The sequence below is a fragment of the Streptomyces sp. NPDC103540 genome (assembly GCF_055584445.1).
In genome coordinates this window covers 202,249-227,185 of record NZ_JBVJMA010000011.1, presented here as the reverse complement: position 1 = coordinate 227,185, position 24,937 = coordinate 202,249, and the positions used below count along the sequence as shown (strand labels likewise).

At 72.4% G+C, this 24,937-nt stretch carries 21 protein-coding genes, 1 tRNA gene and 1 pseudogene; 10 read left to right on the top strand and 13 right to left on the bottom strand.

Annotated elements, in window-relative coordinates; all coding sequences use genetic code 11:
* Both ACZ6ZI_RS26535 and ACZ6ZI_RS26530 read right to left on the bottom strand, forming a co-directional pair.
* Positions 1–1,174: pseudogene (locus ACZ6ZI_RS26535) on the bottom strand (SUKH-4 family immunity protein); the annotation flags it as partial.
* Positions 1,175–1,181: 7 nt separating this feature from the next.
* Positions 1,182–2,165, bottom strand: coding sequence for an SMI1/KNR4 family protein (locus tag ACZ6ZI_RS26530; RefSeq protein ID WP_469524734.1), 984 nt, complete (start codon positions 2,163–2,165; stop codon positions 1,182–1,184).
* 241 nt (positions 2,166–2,406) lie between these two features.
* Between ACZ6ZI_RS26530 and ACZ6ZI_RS26525 the strand changes: the two genes are divergently transcribed.
* The gene (locus ACZ6ZI_RS26525; RefSeq protein ID WP_469524732.1) at positions 2,407–2,988 is read left to right on the top strand and encodes a YwqJ-related putative deaminase; all 582 of its coding nucleotides are present in this window, start codon (positions 2,407–2,409) and stop codon (positions 2,986–2,988) included.
* Between the two features lie 5 nt (positions 2,989–2,993).
* Positions 2,994–3,506: an SUKH-3 domain-containing protein gene (locus ACZ6ZI_RS26520; protein WP_469524729.1), complete on the top strand. Its 513-nt coding sequence runs from the start codon at positions 2,994–2,996 to the stop codon at positions 3,504–3,506.
* 45 nt (positions 3,507–3,551) lie between these two features.
* On the opposite strand, the gene ACZ6ZI_RS26515 is transcribed toward ACZ6ZI_RS26520, so the two are convergent.
* Complete coding sequence (locus tag ACZ6ZI_RS26515; RefSeq protein ID WP_469524727.1) at positions 3,552–4,889, bottom strand: sensor histidine kinase; 1,338 nt, start codon at positions 4,887–4,889, stop codon at positions 3,552–3,554.
* Between the two features lie 129 nt (positions 4,890–5,018).
* On the opposite strand from ACZ6ZI_RS26515, the gene ACZ6ZI_RS26510 reads away from it, so the two are divergent.
* The 5 genes from ACZ6ZI_RS26510 (at position 5,019) to pth (ending at position 9,231) form a co-directional block, all read left to right on the top strand.
* A tRNA-Gln gene (locus tag ACZ6ZI_RS26510) sits at positions 5,019–5,089 on the top strand.
* Positions 5,090–5,213: 124 nt separating this feature from the next.
* The gene (gene glmU / locus ACZ6ZI_RS26505; RefSeq protein ID WP_469524724.1) at positions 5,214–6,662 is read left to right on the top strand and encodes a bifunctional UDP-N-acetylglucosamine diphosphorylase/glucosamine-1-phosphate N-acetyltransferase GlmU; all 1,449 of its coding nucleotides are present in this window, start codon (positions 5,214–5,216) and stop codon (positions 6,660–6,662) included.
* A 134-nt stretch (positions 6,663–6,796) separates the two neighbouring features.
* Positions 6,797–7,774 (top strand): ribose-phosphate diphosphokinase, encoded by a 978-nt coding sequence (locus ACZ6ZI_RS26500; protein WP_363055059.1) that lies wholly within the window; start codon positions 6,797–6,799, stop codon positions 7,772–7,774.
* A gap of 179 nt (positions 7,775–7,953) precedes the next feature.
* Entirely contained in the window at positions 7,954–8,538 is a 585-nt protein-coding gene (locus tag ACZ6ZI_RS26495) for a 50S ribosomal protein L25/general stress protein Ctc (protein ID WP_469524722.1), read from the top strand.
* Between the two features lie 99 nt (positions 8,539–8,637).
* On the top strand, positions 8,638–9,231 hold the full coding sequence (pth, locus tag ACZ6ZI_RS26490; protein WP_363055061.1) for an aminoacyl-tRNA hydrolase: 594 nt from the start codon (positions 8,638–8,640) through the stop codon (positions 9,229–9,231).
* 120 nt (positions 9,232–9,351) lie between these two features.
* On the opposite strand, the gene ppc is transcribed toward pth, so the two are convergent.
* Positions 9,352–12,126, bottom strand: a complete 2,775-nt coding sequence (ppc, locus tag ACZ6ZI_RS26485; RefSeq protein WP_469524720.1) for a phosphoenolpyruvate carboxylase — start codon at positions 12,124–12,126, stop codon at positions 9,352–9,354.
* Positions 12,127–12,488: 362 nt separating this feature from the next.
* Between ppc and ACZ6ZI_RS26480 the strand changes: the two genes are divergently transcribed.
* The gene (locus tag ACZ6ZI_RS26480) at positions 12,489–13,481 is read left to right on the top strand and encodes an acyl-CoA desaturase (RefSeq protein WP_363055062.1); all 993 of its coding nucleotides are present in this window, start codon (positions 12,489–12,491) and stop codon (positions 13,479–13,481) included.
* A complete protein-coding gene (locus ACZ6ZI_RS26475) occupies positions 13,478–14,152 on the top strand; it encodes a TetR/AcrR family transcriptional regulator (RefSeq protein ID WP_363055063.1) in 675 nt (224 codons plus the stop codon). The genes ACZ6ZI_RS26480 and ACZ6ZI_RS26475 overlap by 4 nt, the downstream gene beginning before the upstream one ends.
* Positions 14,153–14,315: 163 nt before the next feature.
* On the opposite strand, the gene ACZ6ZI_RS26470 is transcribed toward ACZ6ZI_RS26475, so the two are convergent.
* Entirely contained in the window at positions 14,316–14,681 is a 366-nt protein-coding gene (locus tag ACZ6ZI_RS26470) for a VOC family protein (RefSeq protein ID WP_469524717.1), read from the bottom strand.
* A gap of 2 nt (positions 14,682–14,683) precedes the next feature.
* Entirely contained in the window at positions 14,684–15,571 is an 888-nt protein-coding gene (locus ACZ6ZI_RS26465) for a trans-aconitate 2-methyltransferase (protein WP_469524714.1), read from the bottom strand.
* A gap of 146 nt (positions 15,572–15,717) precedes the next feature.
* Between ACZ6ZI_RS26465 and ACZ6ZI_RS26460 the strand changes: the two genes are divergently transcribed.
* A complete protein-coding gene (locus tag ACZ6ZI_RS26460) occupies positions 15,718–16,215 on the top strand; it encodes a MarR family winged helix-turn-helix transcriptional regulator (protein ID WP_249766361.1) in 498 nt (165 codons plus the stop codon).
* Here ACZ6ZI_RS26460 and ACZ6ZI_RS26455 read toward each other — a convergent pair.
* The 7 genes from ACZ6ZI_RS26455 to ACZ6ZI_RS26425 all read right to left on the bottom strand — a co-directional run bounded on the left by ACZ6ZI_RS26455 (position 16,174) and on the right by ACZ6ZI_RS26425 (position 24,913).
* A complete protein-coding gene (locus tag ACZ6ZI_RS26455) occupies positions 16,174–16,962 on the bottom strand; it encodes a LuxR C-terminal-related transcriptional regulator (RefSeq protein ID WP_469524712.1) in 789 nt (262 codons plus the stop codon). The genes ACZ6ZI_RS26460 and ACZ6ZI_RS26455 overlap by 42 nt on opposite strands.
* Before the next feature lie 464 nt (positions 16,963–17,426).
* Complete coding sequence (gene galE, locus ACZ6ZI_RS26450) at positions 17,427–18,389, bottom strand: UDP-glucose 4-epimerase GalE (RefSeq protein ID WP_469524710.1); 963 nt, start codon at positions 18,387–18,389, stop codon at positions 17,427–17,429.
* An 89-nt stretch (positions 18,390–18,478) separates the two neighbouring features.
* Positions 18,479–19,267, bottom strand: coding sequence for a response regulator transcription factor (locus ACZ6ZI_RS26445; protein ID WP_469524905.1), 789 nt, complete (start codon positions 19,265–19,267; stop codon positions 18,479–18,481).
* A 135-nt stretch (positions 19,268–19,402) separates the two neighbouring features.
* Entirely contained in the window at positions 19,403–21,142 is a 1,740-nt protein-coding gene (locus ACZ6ZI_RS26440; protein ID WP_469524707.1) for an outer membrane protein assembly factor BamB family protein, read from the bottom strand.
* The gene (locus ACZ6ZI_RS26435; RefSeq protein WP_469524705.1) at positions 21,139–21,264 is read right to left on the bottom strand and encodes a hypothetical protein; all 126 of its coding nucleotides are present in this window, start codon (positions 21,262–21,264) and stop codon (positions 21,139–21,141) included. Before ACZ6ZI_RS26435 ends, ACZ6ZI_RS26440 begins: the two co-directional genes overlap by 4 nt.
* On the bottom strand, positions 21,261–22,928 hold the full coding sequence (locus ACZ6ZI_RS26430; protein ID WP_469524704.1) for a PQQ-binding-like beta-propeller repeat protein: 1,668 nt from the start codon (positions 22,926–22,928) through the stop codon (positions 21,261–21,263). Before ACZ6ZI_RS26430 ends, ACZ6ZI_RS26435 begins: the two co-directional genes overlap by 4 nt.
* A 188-nt stretch (positions 22,929–23,116) precedes the next feature.
* Positions 23,117–24,913 (bottom strand): ABC-F family ATP-binding cassette domain-containing protein, encoded by a 1,797-nt coding sequence (locus ACZ6ZI_RS26425; protein WP_469524702.1) that lies wholly within the window; start codon positions 24,911–24,913, stop codon positions 23,117–23,119.
* Positions 24,914–24,937: the final 24 nt, after the last annotated feature.

Sequence of the window (24,937 nt, the reverse complement as noted above, 5' to 3'; positions counted from 1 at the left end):
CACCCGGCGGGCCCGGCGGAGCGGGCGGCGGCACCGCACCCGGACCGGCCAACATCGTCGCGGCGTGCTGCGCCGCACCACCACCCGGAGCACCGGGAGCGCCGGGAGCGCCGGGCGGACCGGGCGGGCCCACCACGGCGGGACCGGCCAACATCGTCGCGGCGTGATCGAGGCCACCGCCGGCGGCACCGGGCGCGGGCGGCGCCGCGGGAGCACCCGGCGGGCCCGGCGGAGCGGGCGGCGGCACCGCACCCGGACCGGCCAACATCGTCGCGGCGTGCTGCGCCGCACCACCACCCGGAGCACCGGGAACGCCGGGCGCGCCCGGGACCCCGGGGCCGGCCGGCGCGCCCGTACCCGGATCCGCGCCCGGACCGGCGGGACGCGACACCCGGGCCCGGCTCGTCGGTGCCTCGGCGATCTCCGCCGCCCCGGACGACGGGGCGAGCGCCGGGTGGACGGCGGTGCGCGGCAGTTGGCTGCCGCCCTCCATCAGCGTGGTCTTCGCCTCGGCGCCCACCCCGGACGGCGTCGAGGGGCGGTCGTCCAGGTCGGAGCCCGAGAGCGGCGGCGCGAACACGGTGGCGGGCAGCGGTACGGAGGCACCGTCGTCCCCGCCGGGGTTGACGTCGGTCCCGGCCCACGGCGTGGACCCGACCGGCACCCCGTCGTTCGCCGGCTCCGGCTCGCGGCGCAGCGGCATCGGCTCGGGCGCGGCGGAAGGCGCGGCGGAAGGCGGGGCCGACGGTGCGGCGGACGGCGCCCCGGCGGCCGGGGGCGTCGCGGACGCGGGCCGGCCCGGGATGCCGGCGCGGTCGGCCGCCTCCTGGAGCCACTCCGGCGGGCTCAGCATGAAGGAGGTCTGCTCGGAGTCGATCCGCGGCGGCGGGACCGAGGCCTCCGCGGCGGCGGGGGACGCCCCGTACTCCTCCTCGTAACGGCGGATCACCTCGCCCACGGGCAGCCCGGGCCACAGCGTGACCTCACCGCTGTCCCGCGCGATGACGAGCCGCTGCCGGCCGCCACCGGACACGGGACCGGCCGCGCGGTCCTCCGCCCACAGCACGAAACCGAGTCCGAACTCCCGTACGCGCACCTCCCGGTGCTGGTACGCGGGCACGTCCCCGTTGATCCATTCCTCGGCGCGCTCCTGCGCCTGCGCGAAAGTCACCACAGCGCGATCAACCCTCCACCACGACCGGAACCGATCGCGCGAATCCGCCGTCCACCATCAGACCGGCCACCGTCTCCAGCTCCGGCGGGTTGCCCGCCAAGCGCTCCAGGAAGGCATCGAAATCGGCACCGCACGGCAGCAAGAGCCGCTCCACCCGGTCCTGCACCGACCAGCCGTCCCGGTCGCGCGCGTCGTCGTACGGGGAGAACCAGACGGAGCCGACACCCTCGCCCCTGACCTTCACCGCGAGCAGCCCGCCCTGGACGAAGGCCACGCACAGGTAGTCCTTCGTCAGGTGGTCCCGCAGACACTTGTTGATGTAGACGAGGTCGTTGACCGCCGCCTCCTCGCGCACCGTGAAGAACGGCTGGTCCACGAGCAGGCCCAGTTCGACGAGGAGCCCCGCGCCCACCGGCGCGCAGCCGCCGGCCGCCTTCAGGAAGGCGCGGTAGGCCTCGGGCAGTCGGTAGCCGAGGTCCTCCTCCACCCCCTGGAGCTGCGTCTCCGTCACCGAGACCACCGTCTTCGGCAGTCCCAGGTGGACCGGGCGCGCCTCCTGGAGGGGCCGCGTCCCGCGCTTGTCGTGGTCGACCGGGGCCGTCACCAGTCCGGCGTGGTGCCGCAGCAGCGCCTTGACCTCGACGGGCACCAGTTCCATCCGGCGCGTGCCGGCCACGTGGTGCCAGGTCCAGCCGTGCGGGGTCGCCACCGCCCCGACCGTGTCCCACAGCGGGTGCCCGCCGGCCCGCATCGCCGCGTTCGCGGTGACGCAGTCCGTCAGGCGCAGCTCGTCGACGCCGAAGCCCTCCGGGGGCTCCGCGATCTCCACGGCCGCGCGCGCGTACCGGGAGAAGTCGGGATGGCCGTTCGCGTCCATCCGCACGCCGTGGGGATGGCGGGCGGCCCGGACCGGGTCCGGGAAGTGCACGACCTGCCCCGAGTAAGCGGCGTTGGGTGGCGCGGCCTGCTGCCCGAGCCGACCTGTCGTCATGGCGGTAGCCCCCTGCTGGATCTGGCTGGTTCACCACAGCCTGGTTCGCCACAGCCTATGTGGTCCGGCAAGACCCTCCTCCGCCCCCGACACCGGTACACGCGGACAGGGCGGGAACATCCGAATTGATACGAATATTCGACCCCGCTTCCACACGGCAGCCGACATTTGACAGGCTGTCCCGCAGCACGGGGGCGTGCGCGACACCGGACACCACCGCCGCCACGGGAGGGAAGAGAGCATGCACACGGCGACACCACACGGCGCGACACCACACACAGCGGCAGCGACCGCGGCCAAGACCCGCGGCGACCGCGCGGAGGCCGGCACCGCGGAGGCCGCCGCCGGCGATCCCCGCCTGCGCTGGAGCGGGGCGGGCGACCCGCGCACCCCGCCGGTCCTGCGCTTCCGGCGCGACGGCATCCTGCCCACGGTCGCCGCCGCCCTGTCGGTCCGCGGCGAGACCCTGACCGGCACCGCCGGCAAGGCCGACCGGCCGCCGACCCTGCACCCGCTGGTCCAGGACTTCCTCGATACCCTCACCAGCGGCCAGCGGGAACGCTTCACCGGGCGATGTCCGGAGGCGATCCTGCTCTCCCGCCACCTCACCACCGTCGAGGGCGCCCGCAGCAGGCGCGCCTCCCGCAAGCCGTTGACGGCGAGCGAGGCCCGCCGTTCCCTGAAGCACTCCCGCATCACCGCCCGCCGCATCCGCGAGGACGGCGACCCCCTGCACGGCAGCTACGCGCCCCCCTGCCGTTCCTGCGACGCGCTCCTCACCCACTTCGGCGTACGCCCCGTCGACCTCACCCACCCCGAGTAGCCGCCATGACCGCCTCCTCCGCCTCCTACGACCGCTCCTCGGCCACCCGGTTCACCGGCGCCGTCGACTCCGCGCTGCGCACCGCCGGCTGGGAGCCCGGCCGCTGGGACATCAAGCAGGCCGAGTACTGGGCAGACGCCCTGCGCGACCACACCACGCCCGCCGGGCACCGGCACACGGTCTTCCCCGCGGCCGTCGAGGCCTGGGCGGAGTTCGGGGGGCTGAACCTGACCGCGCCGGGGCCGGGCCGGCAGATAGCGCCCGCCCGGGTCCGCATCGACCCCCTGACGGGTCTGCACCTGGCCCGCACCTTCGCCGACCTCGGCCGCGCGCTGTCCACGCAGCTGTGCCCGCTGGGGGCCGACGCCGACGGCGGCTCCCACCTCGCGATCGACCGCGAGGGCCGCGTGTACGGCATCGACCACACCGGCGACTGGTACCTCGGCGCGGGCCTCGACGACGCCCTGGTGCTGCTGCTGACCGGCCTCCAGCCGGCCCGCCTCACCACGACCCCCTGACACCCGCCGCGCGGGACGGGGCCCCGCCCCGCGCGACCCCTACCGCTACCGCGCGGGCAGCACCGCCGACACCTTGAACCCGCCCGCCTCGGTGGGACCGGACACGAACACCCCGCCGAGGCCGCAGACGCGCTCGCGCATCCCCACGAGTCCGTTGCCCCCGCTCGGCAGGCCGGGTCGCGGCGCGTCCGCGCCCGTGGGCCCGTTCTCCACCTGGGTGGCGACCTCCCCGTCCCGATGGGCGAGGCGTACGACGACCCGTGCGCCGGGGGCGTGCTTGTGGCAGTTGGTGAGCGCCTCCTGCACCACCCTGTACGCCGTCTGCTCCACCTCGGCCGCGTACGCGCACCTGTCCCCCTGCACCACCACCTCGACGCTCATCCCGGCCGCCCGGGACTGCTCCACCAGCGCGTCCAGCTCGTCCAGCGTGGGTCCCTCCTCGGCGCCGGCCGGCGCGAGCGCGACGGCCGTCCCGGCGGCCCCCGCGATCCCGGCGGCCCCGACCACGCCGGCCGCCCCGGTCTGCCCGGCCTGCCCGGTCTGCCCGGTCTGCCCGGCCGCCGGCTGTGGCCGGGGCGGCGCGGACCGCAGCACGCCGAGCATCTCCCGCAGCTCGGTCAGCGCCTGCCGCCCCATGTCCCCCACCAGCGCCGCGTTGCGCGCCGCCTTGGCGGGGTCCTTGACCGCCACCGCCTGCAGGGCCGCCGCGTGCACCACCATCAGCGACACCCGGTGCGCCACCACGTCGTGCATCTCGCGCGCGATCCGCGTGCGCTCCTCCGTACGGGCCCACTCGGCGCGTTCCTCGGCCCGGTCGGCGAGCAGCGACAGCTCGCGTTCCAGCGAGTCGGCGCGTTCCTGGAGGCTCTCCATCAGCCGGCGCCGCGCGCCGACGTACATCCCGAGCAGGACGGGCGGCACGGTCAGCGCCACCGCCATGAACCCGGAGAGCACGATCACCAGCGCGCCGTCGGCCTCGACGTCCCCGCGGGTGCGCAGGTAGGTCACCGCGAAGGTCCCGGCGAGCGACATCGAGCCCAGCGTCGCGATGACGCGCCGCGGCACCTCGCACGCGGCCAGGGTGTAGAGGCCGACCACGCCGAGGAGGAAGCCCATCATGGCCGGCGCGACGCCGATGCCGATGAGCACCACCGCGACGGGCCACCGCCGGCGCAGCAGCAGCGTGGCCCCCACCACCAGCCCGAACAGCACCCCGACGGGCACCGGGAGCCCCGCTTCCCGGGCGAAGGGCACCCCTTCCAGCGCGCACTCGGCGGCGGACAGTGCCGCGAGTCCCACGTCCAGGGCGGCCGCCCGCCGCCTCTCCCACCACCAGGGCCCGTCCCGCCCTGCTCCGTCCGTCTCTTCCCCCGTATCGGTCATGCCGTCCAGCGTACGGATCGCGGTCCGGCGAAGCGCCGCTCGATACCGTCGCGCCCGGGGCGGCCGGTGCGGCATAGTAGGGGCTGCAACCGAATCCGATCAACAAAATCGGACTCAAAGGGCGAACCATCCCGGATCGTCTAAGGGCAGGACAAATGGTTTTGGTCCATTGAATGAGGGTTCGAATCCTTCTCCGGGAGCTCACCGAACACGCGCGTTCGGGTTCCGGGTCCTGACCTCCACGGTCGGGACCCGCGTTCGTTGAGCGGTACGGGGCCCCCGCTATCCTTCACGGGTCCACCCCCGAAGCCGAAGGGCACACCCGTGAGCGCAACCCGCCCGGCAGCCGTCGTCGTACTCGCAGCGGGTGAGGGCACCCGCATGAAGTCGGCCACTCCCAAGGTCCTGCACGAGATCTGCGGGCGCTCGCTCGTCGGTCACGTGGTCGCCGCCTCCCGCGAGCTGGACCCCACGCACCTGGTCGTCGTCGTCGGCCACGCCCGCGAGCAGGTCACCGCGCACCTGGCCGGCGTCGACGCCGAGGTCCGCACCGCCGTGCAGTACGAGCAGAACGGCACCGGGCACGCCGTCCGCATGGGCCTCGAAGAGCTCGGCGGCACGGTGACCGGCACGGTCGTCGTCGTCTGCGGGGACACCCCGCTGCTGACCGGCGACACCCTCGCCCGCCTCACCGCGACCCACGAGGCCGACGGCAACGCCGTCACCGTGCTCACCGCCGAGGTCCCCGACTCCACCGGCTACGGGCGGATCGTGCGCGACGACGCCACCGGCGCGGTGACCGCCATCGTCGAGCACAAGGACGCCACCGAAGCCCAGCGCGCCATCTCGGAGATCAACTCCGGGGTGTTCGCCTTCGACGGCGCCCTGCTGACCGAGGCCCTCGGCAAGGTCCGCACCGACAACAGCCAGGGCGAGGAGTACCTCACCGACGTCCTCGGCATCCTGCGCGAGGCCGGCCACCGCGTCGGCGCGGCCGTCGGCCCCGACCACCGCGAGATCCTCGGCATCAACAACCGCGTGCAGCTCGCGGAGGCGCGCGCCCTGCTGAACGCGCGCCTGCTGGAGCGGGCGATGCTCGCGGGCGTCACCGTCGTGGACCCGACCGGCACCTTCGTGGACGTCACCGTCACCTTCGGGCAGGACGCCCTGATCCACCCGGGCACCCAGCTGATCGGCGACACCCACATCGGCGAGGGGGCCGAGGTCGGCCCGAACACCCGCCTGAAGGACACCCGGGTGGGCGCCCGCGCCCGCGTGGACAACACGGTGGCGGACGGCGCGGTGATCGGCGAGTCCGCCTCGGTGGGCCCCTTCGCCTACCTGCGGCCCGGCACCAACCTGGGGCTGAAGGCGAAGGCCGGCACCTACGTCGAGATGAAGAACGCGACGATCGGCGAGGGCACCAAGGTCCCCCACCTGTCGTACGTCGGCGACGCGACCATCGGCGAGTACACGAACATCGGCGCGGCCAGCGTCTTCGTGAACTACGACGGCGAGCACAAGCACCACACCACCGTCGGCTCACACTGCAAGACGGGTTCGGACAACATGTTTGTGGCTCCCGTCACCATCGGGGACGGCGCCTATACGGCCGCCGGCTCGGTGATCACCAAGGACGTGCCGCCCGGCGCCCTGGCCGTGGCCCGTGGCCAGCAGCGGAATATCGAGGGTTGGGTGGCCCGCAAGCGCCCCGGCAGCGCGGCCGCCACGGCCGCGCAGTCGTCGGCCGACGAGGACTCCGGACGCCGTTGAGGTGAACTGACCGGAAACAGGTACGCCCGGGACGGCGTACCGTGATAGGTGCACGCAATTCGGCTGGCTCACCGTGTGCGGGACGGACGCACACGGGGGCGAGCAGCTTTCCACACGTCTGAGGAGACAGTGCTGTGACCGGGATCAAGACGACCGGCGAGAAGAAGCTGATGCTCTTCTCCGGCCGCGCCCACCCCGAGCTGGCCGAGGAGGTCGCACACCAGCTGGGAGTCGGCCTCGTGCCGACCAAGGCTTTCGACTTCGCGAACGGTGAGATCTACGTCCGCTTCCAGGAGTCGGCTCGCGGCGCGGACTGCTTCCTGATCCAGAGCCACACGGCTCCGATCAACAAGTGGATCATGGAGCAGCTGATCATGATCGACGCGCTGAAGCGCGCGTCGGCGCGTTCCATCACCGTGATCATCCCCTCCTACGGCTACGCCCGTCAGGACAAGAAGCACAAGGGCCGCGAGCCGATCTCGGCCCGCCTGGTCGCCGACCTGCTGAAGACCTCGGGTGCCGACCGCATCCTCACGGTCGACCTGCACACCGACCAGATCCAGGGCTTCTTCGACGGCCCCGTCGACCACCTCTCGGCCCTGCCGGTCCTGGCGGACTACGTGGGCGCCAAGGTCGACCGCACCAAGCTGACGATCGTCTCCCCGGACGCCGGCCGCGTACGCGTCGCCGACCGCTGGTGCGACCGCCTGGACGCGCCGCTGGCCATCGTGCACAAGCGCCGCGACAAGGACGTCGCCAACCAGGTGACCGTCCACGAGGTCGTCGGTGAGGTCAAGGGCCGCGTCTGCGTCCTGGTCGACGACATGATCGACACCGGTGGCACCATCTGCGCCGCCGCCGACGCGCTGTTCGCACACGGCGCCGAGGACGTCATCGTCACGGCCACGCACGGCATCCTCTCCGGCCCGGCCGCCGACCGTCTGAAGAACTCCAAGGTCAGCGAGTTCATCTTCACGAACACCCTGCCGGACCCCTCCGACCTGGAGCTCGACAAGATCACGGTCCTGTCGATCGCCCCGATGGTGGCCCGCGCGGTGCGCGAGGTCTTCGAGGACGGTTCGGTCACGAGCCTCTTCGAGGAGCAGGGCTGATCGGCCCCCGGTAGATCCTTTTGGTGCGGCCTCCCCCGCCGGGTACACTCTGTGAGTTGCTCGGCGAGGGAGGCCGTACCGTTTTCCGGTACGGAGGCTCCGTTATCGACGCGCTCTTCGTAGCAGGCCGTTCAGGCCGGGTGACTTTCGTCCGTTCCGTCACCCCACGAGGAGTGAGCATGTCCGAGATCAAGCTTTCCGCTTCCACGCGCACCAACTTCGGCAAGGGCGCCGCCCGTCAGGCCCGTCGCGACGGCCTGGTCCCCGGTGTCATCTACGGTCACGGCACCGCCCCGAAGCACGTCGACGTCGAGGGCCACGGCCTGATGATGGCCCTGAAGACCCCGAACGTCCTGCTCTCCCTGGACATCGCGGGCGACGGCACCGAGCTGGTCATCCCCAAGGCCGTCCAGCGCCACCCCGTCAAGCGCACCCTGAGCCACGTCGACTTCCTCATCGTCAAGAAGGGCGAGAAGGTCACCGTCGAGGTTCCCGTCGTGACCGAGGGCGACCTGGCCGCCGGCGGCAACCTGCTGGAGACCCTCCTGACGACCGTCTCCGTCGAGGCCGAGGCCACCCACATCCCGACCGAGATCACCGTCTCCATCGCGGGCCTGGAGGCCGGTGCCACCGTGCACGCCTCCGACCTGGTCCTGCCGGCCGGCACCACCCTGGCCGTCGACGGCGAGACCGCCGTCCTGCAGGTCGTCGCCCCGCAGGCCGAGGAGCCGGCCGCCGAGGCCGCCGAGGGCGACGAGGCCTGAGCCTCGCCCCACCCCCTCAGCAGTTGCCGACCGACCGCCGTCCGGCTCCACTGGAGCGGGACGGCGGTCGTTCTCGTTCACGGTATTGAGGAGCTTTTGATGTCGGACGACGCGGCACCCTGGCTGATCGTCGGCCTCGGGAACCCCGGCGCGGAGTACGCGGGCAACCGCCACAACATCGGGTTCATGGTCGCGGACCTGCTGGCCGAGCGCATCGGCGGCCGGTTCAAGGCCCACGGCAAGGCACGGGCCCAGGTCGTCGAGGGCCGCATCGGCCCGCCCGGGCCGGCGAGCCGCCGGATCGTGCTGGCCAAGCCCATGTCGTTCATGAACCTGTCGGGCGGCCCGGTCACGGCGCTGCGCGACTTCTACAAGGTGCCCACCGACCGGATCCTCGCGATCCACGACGAACTCGACATCGACTACCCGACCCTGCGCCTGAAGCTGGGCGGCGGGGACAACGGCCACAACGGGCTGAAGTCGATGACGAAGGCGATGGGCCCCGACTACCACCGCGTGCGCTGCGGCATCGGCCGCCCGCCGGGCCGCATGCAGGTCGCGGACTTCGTGCTGAAGGACTTCTCCTCCACGGAGCGCAAGGACCTCGACTGGTTCGTGGACCGCTCCGCCGACGCGGTGGAGTGCCTCCTCGCGGAGGGCCTGGAGCGCGCGCAGTCGACGTACAACTCCTGAGCCCACCTCCCCGCACGGCGTACGACGTACAGTGTACGAAGTACGCCGTACGGGGAGACGCGAAGGCCCCCGCACCCCGGGAGACCGGGTGTGCGGGGGCCTTCGCGCGTACGGGGAGCGTCAGCCGGTGTTGCGCAGACCGGCGGCGACACCGTTGACGGTCAGCAGCAGGGCGCGCCCCAGCAGCGGGTCCGCCTCCTCGCCGCGGGCGGCGGCGGCACGCTGACGGGCCAGCAGCGAGACCTGGAGGTAGGAGATCGGGTCCAGGTAGGCGTCGCGGACGGCGAAGGTCTGCTGGAGGACGGGCTGGGAGTCCAGCAGCTTCTCCCCGCCGGTGATGCGCAGCACCTCGCGGACGGTCAGCTCGTGCTCGGCCTCGATGCGGGCGAACACGTGCTTGAGGTTCTCCGGCACCAGCGTGTCGACGTAGTGGCGGGCGATCCGCAGGTCCGTCTTGGCCAGCGTCATCTCGACGTTGGACAGGAAGTTGCGGAAGAAGTGCCAGCGCTCGCCCATCTCCGCCAGCGCACCGTCCTGACCGGCCTCGCGCAGCGCCTTCAGGCCGGAACCGACGCCGTACCAACCGGGGACGATCTGGCGGGACTGGGTCCAGCCGAACACCCACGGGATCGCGCGCAGGCCGTCGAGGCCGGCGCCCGAGTCGGGCCGGCGGGAGGGCCGGGAACCCAGGTGCAGGTCGGCGAGCTGGTCCACCGGGGTCGCGGCGAAGAAGTACGCCGGCAGGTCCGGGTCCTCGACGAGCGCCCGGTACGCGGCGTGGGCCGCGTCCGAGACGGTGTCCATGGCGGCGTCCCAGCGGGCCAGGTCGTCGTCGGACTGGCGGGGAGCGGTGTGCAGGGCGGAGGCCTGGAGGGTGGCCGCGACGGTCAGCTCCAGGTTCTCCCGGGCCAGCGACGGCACCAGGTACTTGTCGGAGATCACCTCGCCCTGCTCGGTGACCTTGATCTCGCCCTCCAGGGTGCCCCAGGGCTGGGCGAGGATCGCGTCGTGCGAGGGGCCGCCACCGCGGCCGACGGTGCCGCCGCGACCGTGGAAGAGGCGCAGGCGCACGCCGTAGCGGTGGGCGACGTCGCGCAGCCGGCGCTGGGCGCGGTGGATCTCCCACTGCGAGGTGGTGATGCCGCCGAACTTGGAGGAGTCCGAGTAGCCGAGCATGACCTCCTGCACGTCCCCGCGCAGCGAGACCAGGCGGCGGTAGGACGGGTCCGCGAGCATCTCGTCGAGGATGACGTCGGCGGCGCGCAGCTCGTCGGTGGTCTCCAGGAGCGGGACGATGCCGATCTTGGCCCAGCCGGCGTGCAGGTCGAGCAGACCGGCCTCGCGGGCGAGGACGGCGGCGGCGAACACGTCGTCGGCGCCCTGGCACATCGAGATGATGTACGACTCGATGACCTCGGGGCCGAACTTCTCGAAGGCGTCCTTGATCGCGCCGAAGACGCCGAGGGTCTTGGCGCCGGCGGCGTCGAGCGGGGCCGGGGTGGGGGCCAGCGGGCGGCGCGAGCGCAGCTCCTTCGCCAGCAGCTTCTGCCGGTAGTCGCGCGGCATGTCGGCGTAGCGCCACGACTCCTCGCCGAGCCGGTCGAAGAGCTGGCCGAGGGCGTGGTGGTGGGCGTCGGCGTGCTCGCGCACGTCCATGGTGGCGAGCTGGAGGCCGAAGGCGGCCAGCGTGCGGATGGTGCGGTCCATGCGGCCGTCGGCGAACAGGGCGCCGCGGTGCTCGCGCAGGCTGGTCTGGATCAGCGTGAGGTCGGTGAGCAGCTCGGCGGTGCCGAGGTAGTCGCGACCCTCCTCGTGCGGGATGCCCTTGGCGAGGCGCTCGCGGGTGTTGAGGAGCTTCTGGCGGATGCAGGTGGCCTTGAGCCGGTACGGCTCCTCGGCGTTCAGCCGCTTGTAGCGGGGGCTGATCTCCGGCAGGCGCTCCAGGTCCGCCTGGAGGGAGGTGAGCAGCTCCTCGGTGGCGCCGGTGTAGCGGATCGAGTTCGACAGCAGGCCGCGCAGGAAGTCGACCAGTTCGAGGGCGTCGGTGATGCCGTGCTCGTGCTGGAGGATCAGGACGTCGCGGGTGACCTCGGGGGTGACGTTCGGGTTGCCGTCGCGGTCACCGCCGATCCAGGTACCGAAGGTCAGCGGACGGGTGCCCGCGGGCAGCTCGACGCCGACGCGCTGGAGCTCGGCGGCGAGGTCCTCCAGGACGTCGCCGACGGCGCCCGCGTGCAGCTCGTCGAGGTAGTAGATGGCGTTGCGGGCCTCGTCGGCCGGCTCGGGGCGCACGACGCGCAGCTCGTCGGTCTGCCAGACGAGGTCGATGTTCTCGGCGAGCCGCAGGTCGTGGCGGCGGCGCTCGCCGGCGCCGGAGACGGGCTCCTCCAGCAGGGCGGCGATGCGGCGCAGCTTGTTCAGGACGCTGCGGCGCGCGGCCTCGGTGGGGTGCGCGGTGAAGACGGGCCGGACGTTGAGGTTGCGGACCGTGTCGCGCAGGTGCTCGGGGTCGGCGTCCTTCAGCATGTCCGCGGTGCGGGCCAGGAGGCCGCCCTCGGCGGCGCGGTGGGCGCGCAGCTCCTTGCCGCGGTGCACCTGCTCGGTGACGTTGGCGAGGTGGAAGTAGGTGGAGAAGGCGCGCACCAGCTTGGCGGCGGTCTCCAGGTCGGTGTCGCCGAGCAGCGTGGCGGCGGCTTCGCCGTCGGTGCGGGTCAGGGCGCGTACTTGCTCGACGAGGTCGAGGAGGTCCTGCCCCTCCTGTCGTACGAGCGTCTCGCCGAGGAGGTCGCCGAGGCGACGGATGTCCGCGCGCAGCTCCGCGTTCGCGTTCTCGGCGGAGGTCGTCGGCGCCGACGGTGCGGCGGGGGTGGCGGGGACCTGGTCAGCACTGCTCACAGGTGCGGCTCCTTGCAGTGTTCGAGCGCTACTGGGCGGTGGGTTCCCGGCTGCGCGCGGCGGCGCCGCTTCGATGTGCAGCCCGGACTACCCGTGCGGACCGCGCTGTCCGACGACACCAGGATAGGTGTCCCGTACCTGTGCCCCGGCAGAGCCCGCCCGTCCGGGCCCGGCGCGGGTCGCGACGGGGGTGCGGCGCGGTCCCGGCGCGGTCCCGGCGCGGGGCGCGGCAGGGGGGTGGTGCGGGGGCGGGTCCTCTTGCCGGGTGCCGGAGCTTTGCCATACTTACGATGCCGTAGGTTACGGATCCGTAGGGTCCGTGGGCCCGGCACCTGCCGACTCTCACCCCCCAGGGGACCCCCATGACCATCAGTCCCGATCTCATCGAGGACGCCTCGTCGTCCTCCCCGACCCCGGGCGCGGCGGACGACGCCTCCGCGACCCGCGGCGGTGAGCAGAAGCGGTCCGTCGAGCAGATCGCGCTGCTGCTGTTCATCACCGTGCCCTTCCTGGCGTTGCTGGCGGCGATCCCGCTGGCCTGGGGCTGGGGGGTGAGCTGGCTGGACGTCGGCCTGATGGTGTTCATGTACTTCCTGGCCTGCCACGGCATCACCATCGGCTTCCACCGCTACTTCACGCACGGTTCCTTCAAGGCGAAGCGGCCGCTGCGGATCGCGCTGGCGATCATGGGTTCGATGGCGGTGGAGGGGCCGCTCGTGCGCTGGGTGGCGGACCACCGCAAGCACCACAAGTACTCCGACCACGAGGGTGACCCGCACTCGCCGTGGCGGTTCGGCGAGACCGTGCCGGCGCTGATGAAGGGCCTGTGGTGGGCGCACATCGGCTGGCTGTTCGACGAGGAGCAGACCAACCAGCAGAAGTACGCGCCCGACCTGATCAAGGACCCGGCGATCCGGCGGATCTCGCGCGACTTCGTGTTCTGGACGATCTTCTCGCTGGCGATCCCGCCGGTGGTCGGCGGTCTGGTGACGATGTCGTGGTGGGGCGCGTTCACCGCCTTCTTCTGGGGCTCGCTGGTGCGCGTGGCGCTGCTGCACCACGTGACGTGGTCCATCAACTCGATCTGTCACGCGGTGGGCAAGCGGCCGTTCAAGTCCCGCGACCGCTCCGGCAACGTGTGGTGGCTGGCGGTGCTGTCCTGTGGCGAGTCCTGGCACAACCTGCACCACGCCGACCCGACTTCGGCGCGGCACGGGGTGCTGCGCGGTCAGGTCGACTCCAGCGCGCGGCTGATCCGCTGGTTCGAACAGCTGGGCTGGGCCACGGACGTGCGGTGGCCGTCCGAGGCGCGCATCGACGCCCGGCGCAAGGAAAAGACGTCGAACGCGGCATGATGGGGGACGTGGCGATCGACGGCAGCAGTTCCAGCAGCGACAAGCCCCGGCGGGGCCGCCGGGTCCGGATGACGGGCGCCGAGCGGCGCCAGCAACTGCTGGACATCGGCCGCACCCTGTTCGCGGAGAAGGGGTTCGAAGGCACCTCGGTGGAGGAGATCGCGGCGAAGGCCGGGGTGTCCAAGCCGGTGGTGTACGAGCACTTCGGCGGCAAGGAGGGCCTCTACGCGGTGGTCGTGGACCGCGAGATGCGCCAGTTGCTGGACGGCGTGACCGGGGCGCTGACGGCGGGGCACCCGCGTGAGCTGCTGGAGCAGGCGGCGTTCGCGCTGCTCGACTACATCGAGAACTACACGGACGGCTTCCGGATCCTGGTCCGGGACTCGCCCGTGGCCCAGTCGACGGGTACGTTCGCCTCGCTGATCAGCGACATCGCCACGCAGGTGGAGGACATCCTCGGGCTGGAGTTCAAGGCCCGGGGCTTCGACCCCAAGCTGGCCCCGCTCTACGCGCAGGCGCTGGTCGGGATGGTGGCGCTGACCGGGCAGTGGTGGCTGGAGACGCGGCGGCCGAAGAAGGCCGAGGTCGCGGCGCACCTGGTGAACCTGGCCTGGCACGGGCTGGAGAACCTGGAGGCCAAGCCCCGCCTGGTGGGCCACCGCAAGAGCTGAGCGGACGCGAGGGCGGCGGGCACGCCGCGCGCCGGCGGGCGCGCACGGCGACCCGCTCGTACGGCGACCCGCGCGCGTACGGGAACCACCGCGCGCCCGAACGCGACGGCGCCCCGTCACCGGAGGTCCGGTGGCGGGGCGCCGTCGCGTCGGGCGGAGGCGCTCAGCGCGCGACCGCCTCCAGGAACTCCAGCCGGTTGCCGACGGGGTCCTCGGTGTGGAACCGGCGCTCACCCGGGAGGTTGTCGTCCCACAGGACCGCGACGCCGGCTTCCCGGAGTCTGCGCGCGATCCCCTCGATGTCGACCACCCTCAGCCCGGGGTGCGCCTTGCGGGCCGGCCTGAAGTCCTCCTCCACCCCCAGGTGCAGCCGGACGTCGCCCGCGGCGAACCAGCAGCCACCGCGCGCGGCGAGCACGGGCGGTTTGGGGACCTCGGCCATGCCCAGGACGTCGCGGTAGTAGGCGCGCAGCCCGTCCTCGGACCCCGGTGGCGCGGCGAGTTGGACGTGGTCGACGGCGATCAGCACGGTCAGGCCTCCTTGCGGGCGACGGCGAAGATCCGCCGGAACGGGAAGACGGTGCCGCGCGGCCCCGTCGGGTAGGCCTGGCGCAGCAGGTCCCGGTACTCGGACAGGAAGCCCTCCACGGCCTCGTGGTCCTCGCCGAGGGCGGTGAGCACGGGCCGCAGCGCCGTCCCCTTGACCCAGTCGAGCACCGGGTCGGCGCCCTGGAGGAGCTGGTGGTAGGTGGTCTCCCAGACGTCCACGGCGCATCCCAGCTCGGTGAACCGGGCGAGGTACTCGGCCGGTTCGAGGAGGTGGACGTAGCGGGCGCCGTGCCCGGCGAGCCGGTCGCGCCACCTGGGGGTGTCGCACAGTTCGGCGAGCAGCCGGTGGCTGGGGGCGGTGAAGTTGCCGGGGATCTGGAAGGCGAAGGTGCCGCCGGGGCGCAGCCCGTTGATCCAGGCGGCGAAGGAGCCGGGGTGGCTGGGCACCCACTGGAGGGCGGCGTTGGAGACGATGAGGTCGTAGGTCTCCTCGGGCATCCAGTGCGCGAGGTCGGCGTGGCGGAAGTCGAGCCGACCCCCGCCGGGGGTGGGGCCCCCGTACTCGGCACCGGCGCGGTGGAGCATCTCCGGGGAGAGGTCGAAGCCGGTGATGCGGGCGTCGGGCCAGCGCTCGGCGAGCAGGGCCGTGACGTTGCCGGGGCCGCAGCCGAGGTCGGCGATGCGCGCGGAGCGGTCGGCGCCCGCGGCGGCGTGGGGGAGCTCGGGTATCCGGGTCAGCAGGTCGAGGAAGGGGCGGGTCCGGTGACCCGCGTGTCGCAGGTACTGCTGGGGGTCCCAGACGGGCGCGGAAGGGCCGGAGTCCTGGAATGCCGTGGGGTGCGGCACGGCCGGCGCGATGTCGGAATGCATGTTCGAGCCTCCCTACTGGTGGGGCGGTCGGAAGCGGAAGCGTTTCCGGCACCCTCCATGCCCCATGGTCGCCCAGACTATATCTCGATGTCAAGATTCTCGACTTCAAGAGACTTCACATCGACAGACCCCTTACACTGATCGGCATGGAGGACGAGGTCGACCGACTGGTCGCGGCATGGCGGCGAGAGCGCCCTGACCTCGACGTGGAACCGCTCGAAGTGCTCAGCCGGGTCAGTCGGCTCGCGCGCCACCTCGACCGCGCCCGCAGGCTGGCCTTCTCCGAGCACGGCCTGGAACCGTGGGAGTTCGACGTCCTGACCTCGCTGAGGCGCGCGGGAGCGCCCTACCAGCTCTCCCCCGGCCAACTGCTGACGCAGACGCTCGTCACCTCGGGCACCATGACGAACCGCATCGACCGGCTCGCCAAGAAGGGCCTGGTCGAGCGCCTGCCCGACCCCAGTGACCGGCGCGGGGTACTCGTGCGGCTCACCCCCGAGGGGCGCGACCGCGCCGACCAGTCGCTCGCCGGGCTGCTGGCCCAGGAACGCGCGATCCTGGCCCAGCTCTCCACGGCCCAACGGGTCGACCTCGCGGGACTGCTACGCCAGTTGACCGCTCCGTTCGACAACATCCCCGGCTAGTTCCGCCGGCCGCACGCCCGCCCTGCGGGCCAGCGCCACGGCGGCGAGCGTCGAGTGCACGCCGAGCTTGCCCAGCACGTTCTGCATGTGGGTGCGGACGGTGTGCGGGGACAGGAACAGGCGCGCGGCCACGTCCTTGCGCCCCAGCCCGGCCACCATGCAGCGCAGCACCTCGTGTTCGCGCGGCGTGAGGGACTCCACGAGCCGTTCGCTGTCGCTGCGGTGCTTGCGCGCGGCCGTCAGCTCCCGCAGCACCCCGGTGAGCAGCGCGGGCGGCAGGTGCGTCTCCTCCCGCAGCACCCCGCGTACGACGGCCAGCAGGCGGGACAGCGAACAGTCCTTGGCGACCCAGCCGGAGGCCCCCGCCTGGAGGGCGAGCGCCGCCCGCCGGGGATCGTCGCGCTCGGCGAGGACCACCGTACGGACGCCCGGATGGGCCGCGCGCACGCCCGCGACCAGCGCGATCCCGTCGGACGGCGGCGCGGGCCCCGGACCCGGCACGGGGCCGGAGCCGGGCGCGCGCTGGATCGGCAGGCCGACGGCGGCCACGGCCGCGCCGAGGTCGGCGTCGACGAGCAGCACGTCGAAGCGGCGCCCTTCGGCCGCTGCGCGATCCAGGCAGCGCGAGGCGGCGGGACCGCTGCCCGCCGCGGACACGTCCACGTCGGGCTCGGCCGCGAGCGCGGCTGCCAGAGATTCGGCGAAGATGCGGTGGTCGTCGACCACCAGGACCCGGATACGAACCACAAAACCCCCAAGGGTCGGGGAACGGACGACTACGGGTACGACGCCCGGACCAGGTGGCCCACAAGGAGTCGCGGCCGCCGCCGAGACATCTGTGCAACTACCCCGGACCGGACGCCGTACCCGGCGTGTCTCGACCCCTGAATCAACACCGGCCCCCACCGGTGTCACGCATCAGCGTAGAGCCGCCCGCGTCTCGCGGTTGGCCGAATAGCAGAAGTTTTTCCAGCGATTTTCCCGTGGGTGGGTACGCAACAGCCGCCCGGGTGGCCGGATTTCGTCGGTCAGGCGAATACCGGGGGCGATACGTCGACCGGCGCGTGCCGCGGGCAGTTGCACGGAGGCCGATTCACCCGGCGTACGCACGCCGGGCGCCCGCGCACGGCGCCCGACCACCGCGCCCGCCGCACGCACGCGCGCCCCCCGTACCGCAGTACGAGGGGCGCGGGGTGCGGAGCCGTTCGCGGTCAGCGCCGGCGGCGGGCGAACTCCCAGGCGTCGGTGACGATGCGGGTGAGGTCGGAACGGGTCGGCGTCCAGCCGAGGCGCTCGTGGGCGGCGCGCGCGGAGGCGACGAGGACCGCCGGGTCGCCGGCCCGGCGCGGGGCGACGACCTCCGGGATCTCCCGGCCGGTGACCTTGCGGACGGTCTCGATGACCTCCCGGACCGAGAAGCCGTTGCCGTTGCCGAGGTTGCAGACCAGGTGCTCGCCCGGGGCCGCGACGCGCAGCGCGGACAAGTGGGCCTCCGCGAGGTCGGCGACGTGGATGTAGTCGCGTACGCAGGTGCCGTCGGGGGTCGGGTAGTCGTCGCCGAACACCGAGATCGACTCGCGCTCGCCCAGCGCGACCTGGAGGACCAGCGGGATCAGGTGGGTCTCGGGGTCGTGGCGCTCGCCGAACCCGCCGTACGCGCCGGCCACGTTGAAGTAGCGCAGGGAGACGGCGGCGAGGCCGTGCGCCGCGCACTCCCCCGCGATCATGTGGTCGACGGCCAGCTTCGAGGCGCCGTAGGGGTTGGTGGGGGCGGTGACGGAGTCCTCGGTCAGCACGCCGTCGACGGGCTCGCCGTAGGTGGCCGCGGTGGAGGAGAAGACGAGCGTGCCCACGCCGGCCTCCCGCATCGCGGTGAGCAGCGCCAGGGTGCCGCCGACGTTGTTGTCCCAGTACTTGCCGGGGTTGACCACGGACTCGCCGACCTGCGAGGAGGCGGCGAAGTGCAGCACCGCGTCGTAGGAGGGGTCCAGGTGGGCCGCGGCGTCCTGGACGCGCCCGTTGACCAGGCGGGCGCCGGGGGGTACGCCCTCGCCGAAGCCGGTGGACAGGTCGTCGAGGACGGTGACCTCGTGGCCGGCCTGCAGGAGGTGGGCCGCGACGACGCCGCCCACGTAACCGGCGCCGCCTGTGACCAGGTACTTGCTCACTCGCACTCCCACTGTTCGCGGACGCACGCGGACGCGCGTGCACGCACTGGCTTACCGGATGACGCGCCTCCGGGGAAATTCGCGGTCGGGGCGTCTCACACGCCCGAAGGCCGCGCCTGCCGCGGCACGCCGTCGCGCGCCGCTGCCCCGTCCCGTGCCGGTACCCTGTCCCGTGTCGGTACCCCGTCCCGCGCCGGCTCGGCGCTCTGCTCCCGCCCCGGCAGCACCGCCCGCTCCAGCAGCCCCGTACGGGCGGCGAGCGCGGCGGCCTCCAGGCGCGATCCCACGCCCAGCTTCATCAGGACCCGCTGGACGTGCGTACGGGCCGTGCTCGGCGCGATCTCCATCCCGGCGGCGATGAGTCGGGTGTCCTCGCCCTCCGCGACCCGTACCAGCACCTCCACCTCGCGCGGGGTGAGCAGCCGCAGCAGCCGGCTGCCCTCGTCGTCGGGCTGGGCGGAGGGGTTGAGCAGTTCGGCGAAGGCCGCCTGGAGCAGCGGCGGGGAGATGGCCACCTCTCCGCCCCGCGCCTTGGCCAGGGCCCGCTCGACGCCCTCGATGCGCTCGTCCTGGCGTACGTAGCCGCAGGCCCCGGCGGCGAAGGCGGCCGCGATCCCGCGCGGGCTCGGGACGGGTCCCAGGACGACGACGGCGATCTGCGGGCGTTCGCGTCTGATGCGGACGACGGGCTCGAACACCCCCGGTTCGGCGGGGGTCGCGGTACCGAACAGACAGACCTCGGGGGCCCGGCTGATGACCAGTTCGGCCGCGCCCGCGGCCGGTGCCGCGGCGGCGAGCACCCGGTGCCCGCGCAGTTTCAGGGCCGAGGCGAGCGCCTCGGCCAGCAGCCGGTGCTCGTCGACCACCATGACCCGTACGCCCATCAAGGCTCCCACCCCAGATCCTTCTGACCCGGCAAGCTACACGCTTGTTCGACGGAGCGTGCCCGATACCGCGCGAAAGCCCCCGGAAGGGCTGACCTTCCGGGGGCTTCGTGGCGCGTGTTCGACGGTGCTCCGTCAGCTGGCGGTGAAGGAGATGAAGAGGAACTCCGGATCGCCGTTGTCGGAGTACGGCTTGCGCACGTTGGTGCGCGAGATGAAGAACTTGCCGTTGTGGTAGCGGAACTCCGAGTGGTTCAGGGAGAAGCCGGACTCGGCCCGCTGGCTGGCCTTCTCGGCCGGGTTCTGCATCAGCAGGGTCTGCTTCATCGTCACCGGGTCGATGCTGACGACCTGACCGCCCGCGTTGTAGGGGGCGAGCTTGTGGGCGATGATCTGCGACCCGTCCATGCGCAGCGGGTACATGGTGTACCGCTCGCCGGCGTCGGCGCGGTCGGTGGTGGCCTTGCCGGTCTCCAGGTCGAAGGAGACGATCTCGTTGGTGCGGCCGGAGGAGGTCGCGCCCTGGTGCTCGTACGAGGGCAGGTAGACCTTGCCGTTGCCGACGACGATGTTGCGGCACTGCTCGACCTCGGTGGCCGGGCACTCGGGGGCGTAGTTGCCCTCGGACAGGCCGATGCGGGTCTTCAGCTGACCGGCGTCGTCGACGACGAACAGGTCGCTGACGCCGGTGGCGTTCTTGGCGGTCTTGCCGACGTCGGCCGCGACGATGAGCGGCTTGGTGGAGATGATGCTCGCCCACTCGATGCCCGGGGACAGCTTGTAGGAGGACTTCGGAGCGCCGCTGGTCGGGTCGAGGACCTGCGCCAGCAGGCTCTGGTTGGGCGAGCGGCCGCACTTGCGCAGGACGGCGAGGGCCTCGCCGCCCGCGTAGCCCATGTCGTAGCAGCCTTCGCCGTCGACCTTGGGCAGCCACAGCGACTTGCCGTCGGCGAGGTTCCAGGCGGCGCCGCCGCTGGTGCCGGCGGCGGCGACGGTCTGGCCGCTGATGGTGACCTCGTTCAGCCGCACCGGCTTGTCGCCGCCGGTGGCCGACTTCGCGGAGGCGGACCACAGCAGCTTGCCGGTGTTCAGGTCGATGACGCCGACCTGGGTGCACTGGGGGTACTTCTGCTGCTCGGTCGGCGGGCCCTCCTCGAAGAGGATGGCCGACTTGTTGTCGCTGATGTGCTTGGTCGCGCCGCAGACGTTGGCGGGGAGCGGGGTCTCCCACTTCTTGCCGCCGTCGACGAGGTTGTAGCCGACGACCTTGCCGATGTCCGACTTGATGTAGGTGGTGTCGGTCAGCCAGGAGCCGTCCACGGAGATCACTTCGGCCGGCGTCGGGCTCGGCACGTTGACCAGCGTCTTCGACTTGGGGTTCGCCGGGACCTTCTCGGTGCCGGGCGCGCCGGCCGGGGGCTTGTCCCCGTCGGGCGCGCCGCTCGGACCGCCGTCGGCGGAGGGCCGGTCGGTACCGGACTCCTCGCCGGAGACGTACCAGAAGCCGGCGCCGACGATCAGGACCATGGACAGCAGCGCCGCGCCGACGATCATCAGCTGGGTGCGCTTGTCACCGCCGCCGCCCGACGTACCGCCGCCCGGCGGCACCGGCGGGGCCTGCACCGTGGCCGGCTGCTGCGGGTAGCCGTAGCCGGGCTGGTCCTGCGGGTAGCCGTACGCGGGCTGCGCCGTCGGCTGCGGGACCGTCGGCGGGACGGGGGGCGCGGCCGGCGGCATGGGCGGCTGCGCGGGCGGCGTCGGGGTGGGGCCGCCGAAGCCACCGGCGGGCGGCGCCGGCGGGGGCCCGCCGAAACCGCCGGAGGGCGGCTGGTTCGGGGGCTGCCCGGGGGGCGGCGGGGTGCTCGGGGTACTCATCGGGGGGTGTACTGCCTCTCGGTGGGCGGCGCGGTGGTCGGCTCGGTCGGCGCGGTGGACTCGGCGGACTGGGTCGGCGTGGTGGGCTCGGTCGGCGCGGCGGACTCGGTGGGCTCGTTCACTTGCCGAAGGCCATGAGGAGCTTCTCGTCCTTGCCGTTGGCGGTCAGATCGGTGACGGACAGGAAGAAGCGCCCGTCCACGTAGGCCCGCCGGGAGAACATGAAGGAGCTCTCGATCTTCGCGGCCGGTCCCGAGGGCAGCTTCAGGAGCGTCTTGGGCGCGCCCCCGGCCGCCGCCAGGGAGACGATCTCGCCGGGTTCGTTGTAGGCGCCCAGGCGGTAGGCGGTCACCTGGCCGTTGCCGGCGCTCAGGTTGAAGATGCTCTTCTTCTCACCGGCCGCGTGGCGCCACTTGACCTTGCCGGAGCCGATGTCGAAGGCGACGACCTCGTTGTTCTTGCCGTTGTCCGTGGTCGTGTTGAGGTAGAGCGTGTCCCCGTCGACGGCGGAGGTGCCGCAGGCCTGGAGGTCCTCACTGCTGCCGACACCGCAGTTGATCTCGAAGGAGCCCTGGGCGTCCATGCTGGCGCGCTTCTGTCCCGTGTCGGTCAGCGCGAGGACGGCGCGCTTGTTCGCGTCGCGGTCGCGCAGGTCGAGGACGGGCGGGGAGACGGAGTAGACGCCCGCGACGTCGTAGCCCTTGGGCAGCTTGTAGGACCAGGTCTTCTTGCCGGTGACCGGGTCGGCGTCCTGGATCTCGACGGTGCGGTCCGCGTCGGCGCAGTAGGAGAAGCCGAGCATCCGGCCGTTGCCGGCGGCGTACCGGTCCGGGCGGCAGCCCTCCTTGACGTCCTTGCCGGCGAACAGCTTGTCGCCGGTGCTGATCCGGTAGGCGCTGGTGCCGCCCATCCGGTTGAAGGCGACGGTGTCACCGGTGAGGGTGACGTCGGCGTTGATGTCGCCGTCGAAGATGCCTTCCTTCTCCAGCAGCTTCGTCCAGACCTCCTTGCCGGCCTTCAGGTCGACGAGCTTGATCTGGTTGCAGTTGGCGTTGGCGCCCTCGCCGCCGTCCTGGACCATGACGACGGTCCTGCCGTCGGGCGTGATCTGGTCGGTCATCCCGCAGATCTCCGCCTTGAGGTCGAGCTTCCACTTCTCCTTGGCGTCGGTGACCGCGTAACCGACGATCGATTTGTCGACCGTCTTGATGACGGTGTCGCCGAGCACCCACATGCCCTTGGTCGGGATGCCGGCGCCGGGGCCCTGGAGGGCGGCCGTCTTCAGCCACAGCACCTTGTCCTCGCCGGGCTTGCGGCCGGCGTTGAGGTCGGTCTGTTCGACGGAGCCGTTGCCGCCCTTGCCGTCGCCCTTGTCGACGCTCGGGGAGGCGGACGGCTGCGGGTCGGCGGAGGCCGGAGCCTGCGCGACCGGCTTGTCGGAGCCGGAGTCGCCGAAGGCGAACCAGGCCCCGGTGCCCAGGACGAGGACGCCCGCGACGGCCGCGGCGATCACGACGGTGGTCTTGCGCCGGCCGGCGCCCGGACCACCGGGGCCGCCCTGAGCGCCGGGAACCGGCGGACCCGGGGGCATGCCGGGCGGCGTACCGGGAGGCGGGAAGCCGTAACCGCCCTGCTGCTGGGCCATCGGCACCGTCGGCGGCTGCGGCTGCGCGTACGGGTTGGCGCCCTGCGGCGGGAAGCCGTAACCCTGCTGGGGCGGACCCGGCAGGTGGCCGTAACCGGAAGGCGTGGGCGGCTGGTTCGGCGGCTGGGGCGGCTCGGTCATCAGCGCATACCTTCGGCTTCGGCGTGATCGGAAAGGGCACGGGGGTCGAGAAGAACCGAACCTTTCTATCACTGGTGGCCGACATGCGACGGGCCGGTCGCACCCCTGTTCCCAAGGTCGGACCGGCCCGTGACGCGGCCGTTATCACGCCCCTCGACGTCCTCGCGGACGCTCCGGGGCGCCGGAAATCAGGCCTCCTCGGCCAGTTCCAGCCAGCGCATCTCCAATTCGTCCCGCTCCGCGATGAGTTCGCGCAGCTCCGCGTCGAGCTTGGCGACCTTGTCGTAGTCGGTGGAGTTCTCGGCGATCTGCGCGTGCAGGTTCGACTCGCGGTCCGACATCTTGTTGAGCTGCCGCTCGATCTTCTGGAGCTCCTTCTTCGCGGCGCGCGAGTCGCCCGAGGAGGACGTCTTCGCGGCGGCCGGGGCGGGCGCCGGGGCCGCCGCCTCGATCATCCGCTGCCGGCGCTCCAGGTACTCGTCGAGACCGCGCGGCAGCATCCGCAGGGTGGCGTCCCCGAGGAGCGCCATCACCGTGTCGGTGGTGCGCTCGATGAAGAACCGGTCGTGGGAGATCACGATCATCGAGCCGGGCCAGCCGTCGAGGAGGTCCTCCAGCTGGGTCAGGGTCTCGATGTCGAGGTCGTTGGTGGGCTCGTCGAGGAACAGGACGTTCGGCTCGTCCATCAGCAGGCGCAGGATCTGAAGGCGACGCCGCTCGCCGCCGGAGAGGTCGCCGACGGGCGTCCACTGCTTCTCCTTGGTGAAGCCGAACTGCTCGCACAGCTGGCCCGCCGTCATCTCGCGGCCCTTGCCGAGGTCGACCCGGTCGCGGACGCGCTGGACGGCCTCCAGGACGCGCAGCGAGGGGTCGAGTTCGCCGACCTCCTGCGAGAGGTAGGCGAGCCTGACGGTCTTGCCGACGGTGATCTCGCCGGCCGCCGGCTGGGTCTCGCCCTGGGTGCGGGCGGCCTCGGCGAGGGCCCGCAGCAGGGAGGTCTTGCCCGCGCCGTTGACGCCGACGAGACCGACGCGGTCACCGGGTCCCAGGTGCCAGGTGAGGTGCTTGAGGAGGGTCTTGGGCCCGGCCTGGACGGTCACGTCCTCCAGGTCGAAGACCGTCTTGCCCAGGCGGGCGTTGGCGAAGCGCATCAGCTCGGACTTGTCGCGCGGCGGCGGCACGTCGGCGATCAGCTCGTTCGCCGCCTCGATGCGGTAGCGCGGCTTGGAGGTGCGGGCCGGGGCGCCGCGGCGCAGCCAGGCCAGCTCCTTGCGCATCAGGTTCTGCCGCTTGACCTCTTCGGTGGCGGCGATCCGCTCGCGTTCGGCGCGTGCGAAGACGTAGTCGCTGTAGCCGCCCTCGTACTCGAAGACGTCACCCCTCTGGACGTCCCACATACGGGTGCAGACCTGGTCGAGGAACCAGCGGTCGTGGGTGACGCACACCAGGGCCGAGCGACGGGTCTGGAGGTGGCCGGCCAGCCAGGAGATGCCCTCGACGTCGAGGTGGTTGGTGGGCTCGTCGAGGACGAGCAGGTCCTGGTCGGCGATGAGGAGCTTGGCCAGGGCGATGCGGCGGCGCTCGCCACCGGACAGCGGGCCGATGACGGTGTCGAGGCCCTGGCCGAAGCCGGGCAGGTCGAGGCCGCCGAAGAGACCGGTGAGCACGTCACGGATCTTGGAGTTGCCGGCCCACTCGTGGTCGGCCATGTCGCCGATGATCTCGTGGCGGATCGTGGACCGGGGGTCGAGCGAGTCGTGCTGGGTGAGCACGCCCATGCGCAGGCCGCCGTTCTGGGTGACCCGGCCCGTGTCGGGTTCCTCCAGCTTGGCCAGCATGCGGATCAGGGTGGTCTTGCCGTCGCCGTTGCGGCCGACGACACCGATCCGGTCCCCCTCGGACACGCCGAGGGAGATGCCGTCGAGCAGGGTACGGGTGCCGTACACCTTGCTGACTGCCTCGACATTGACCAGATTGACGGCCATCAGACGCGCTCCAGGGAAGGGGTG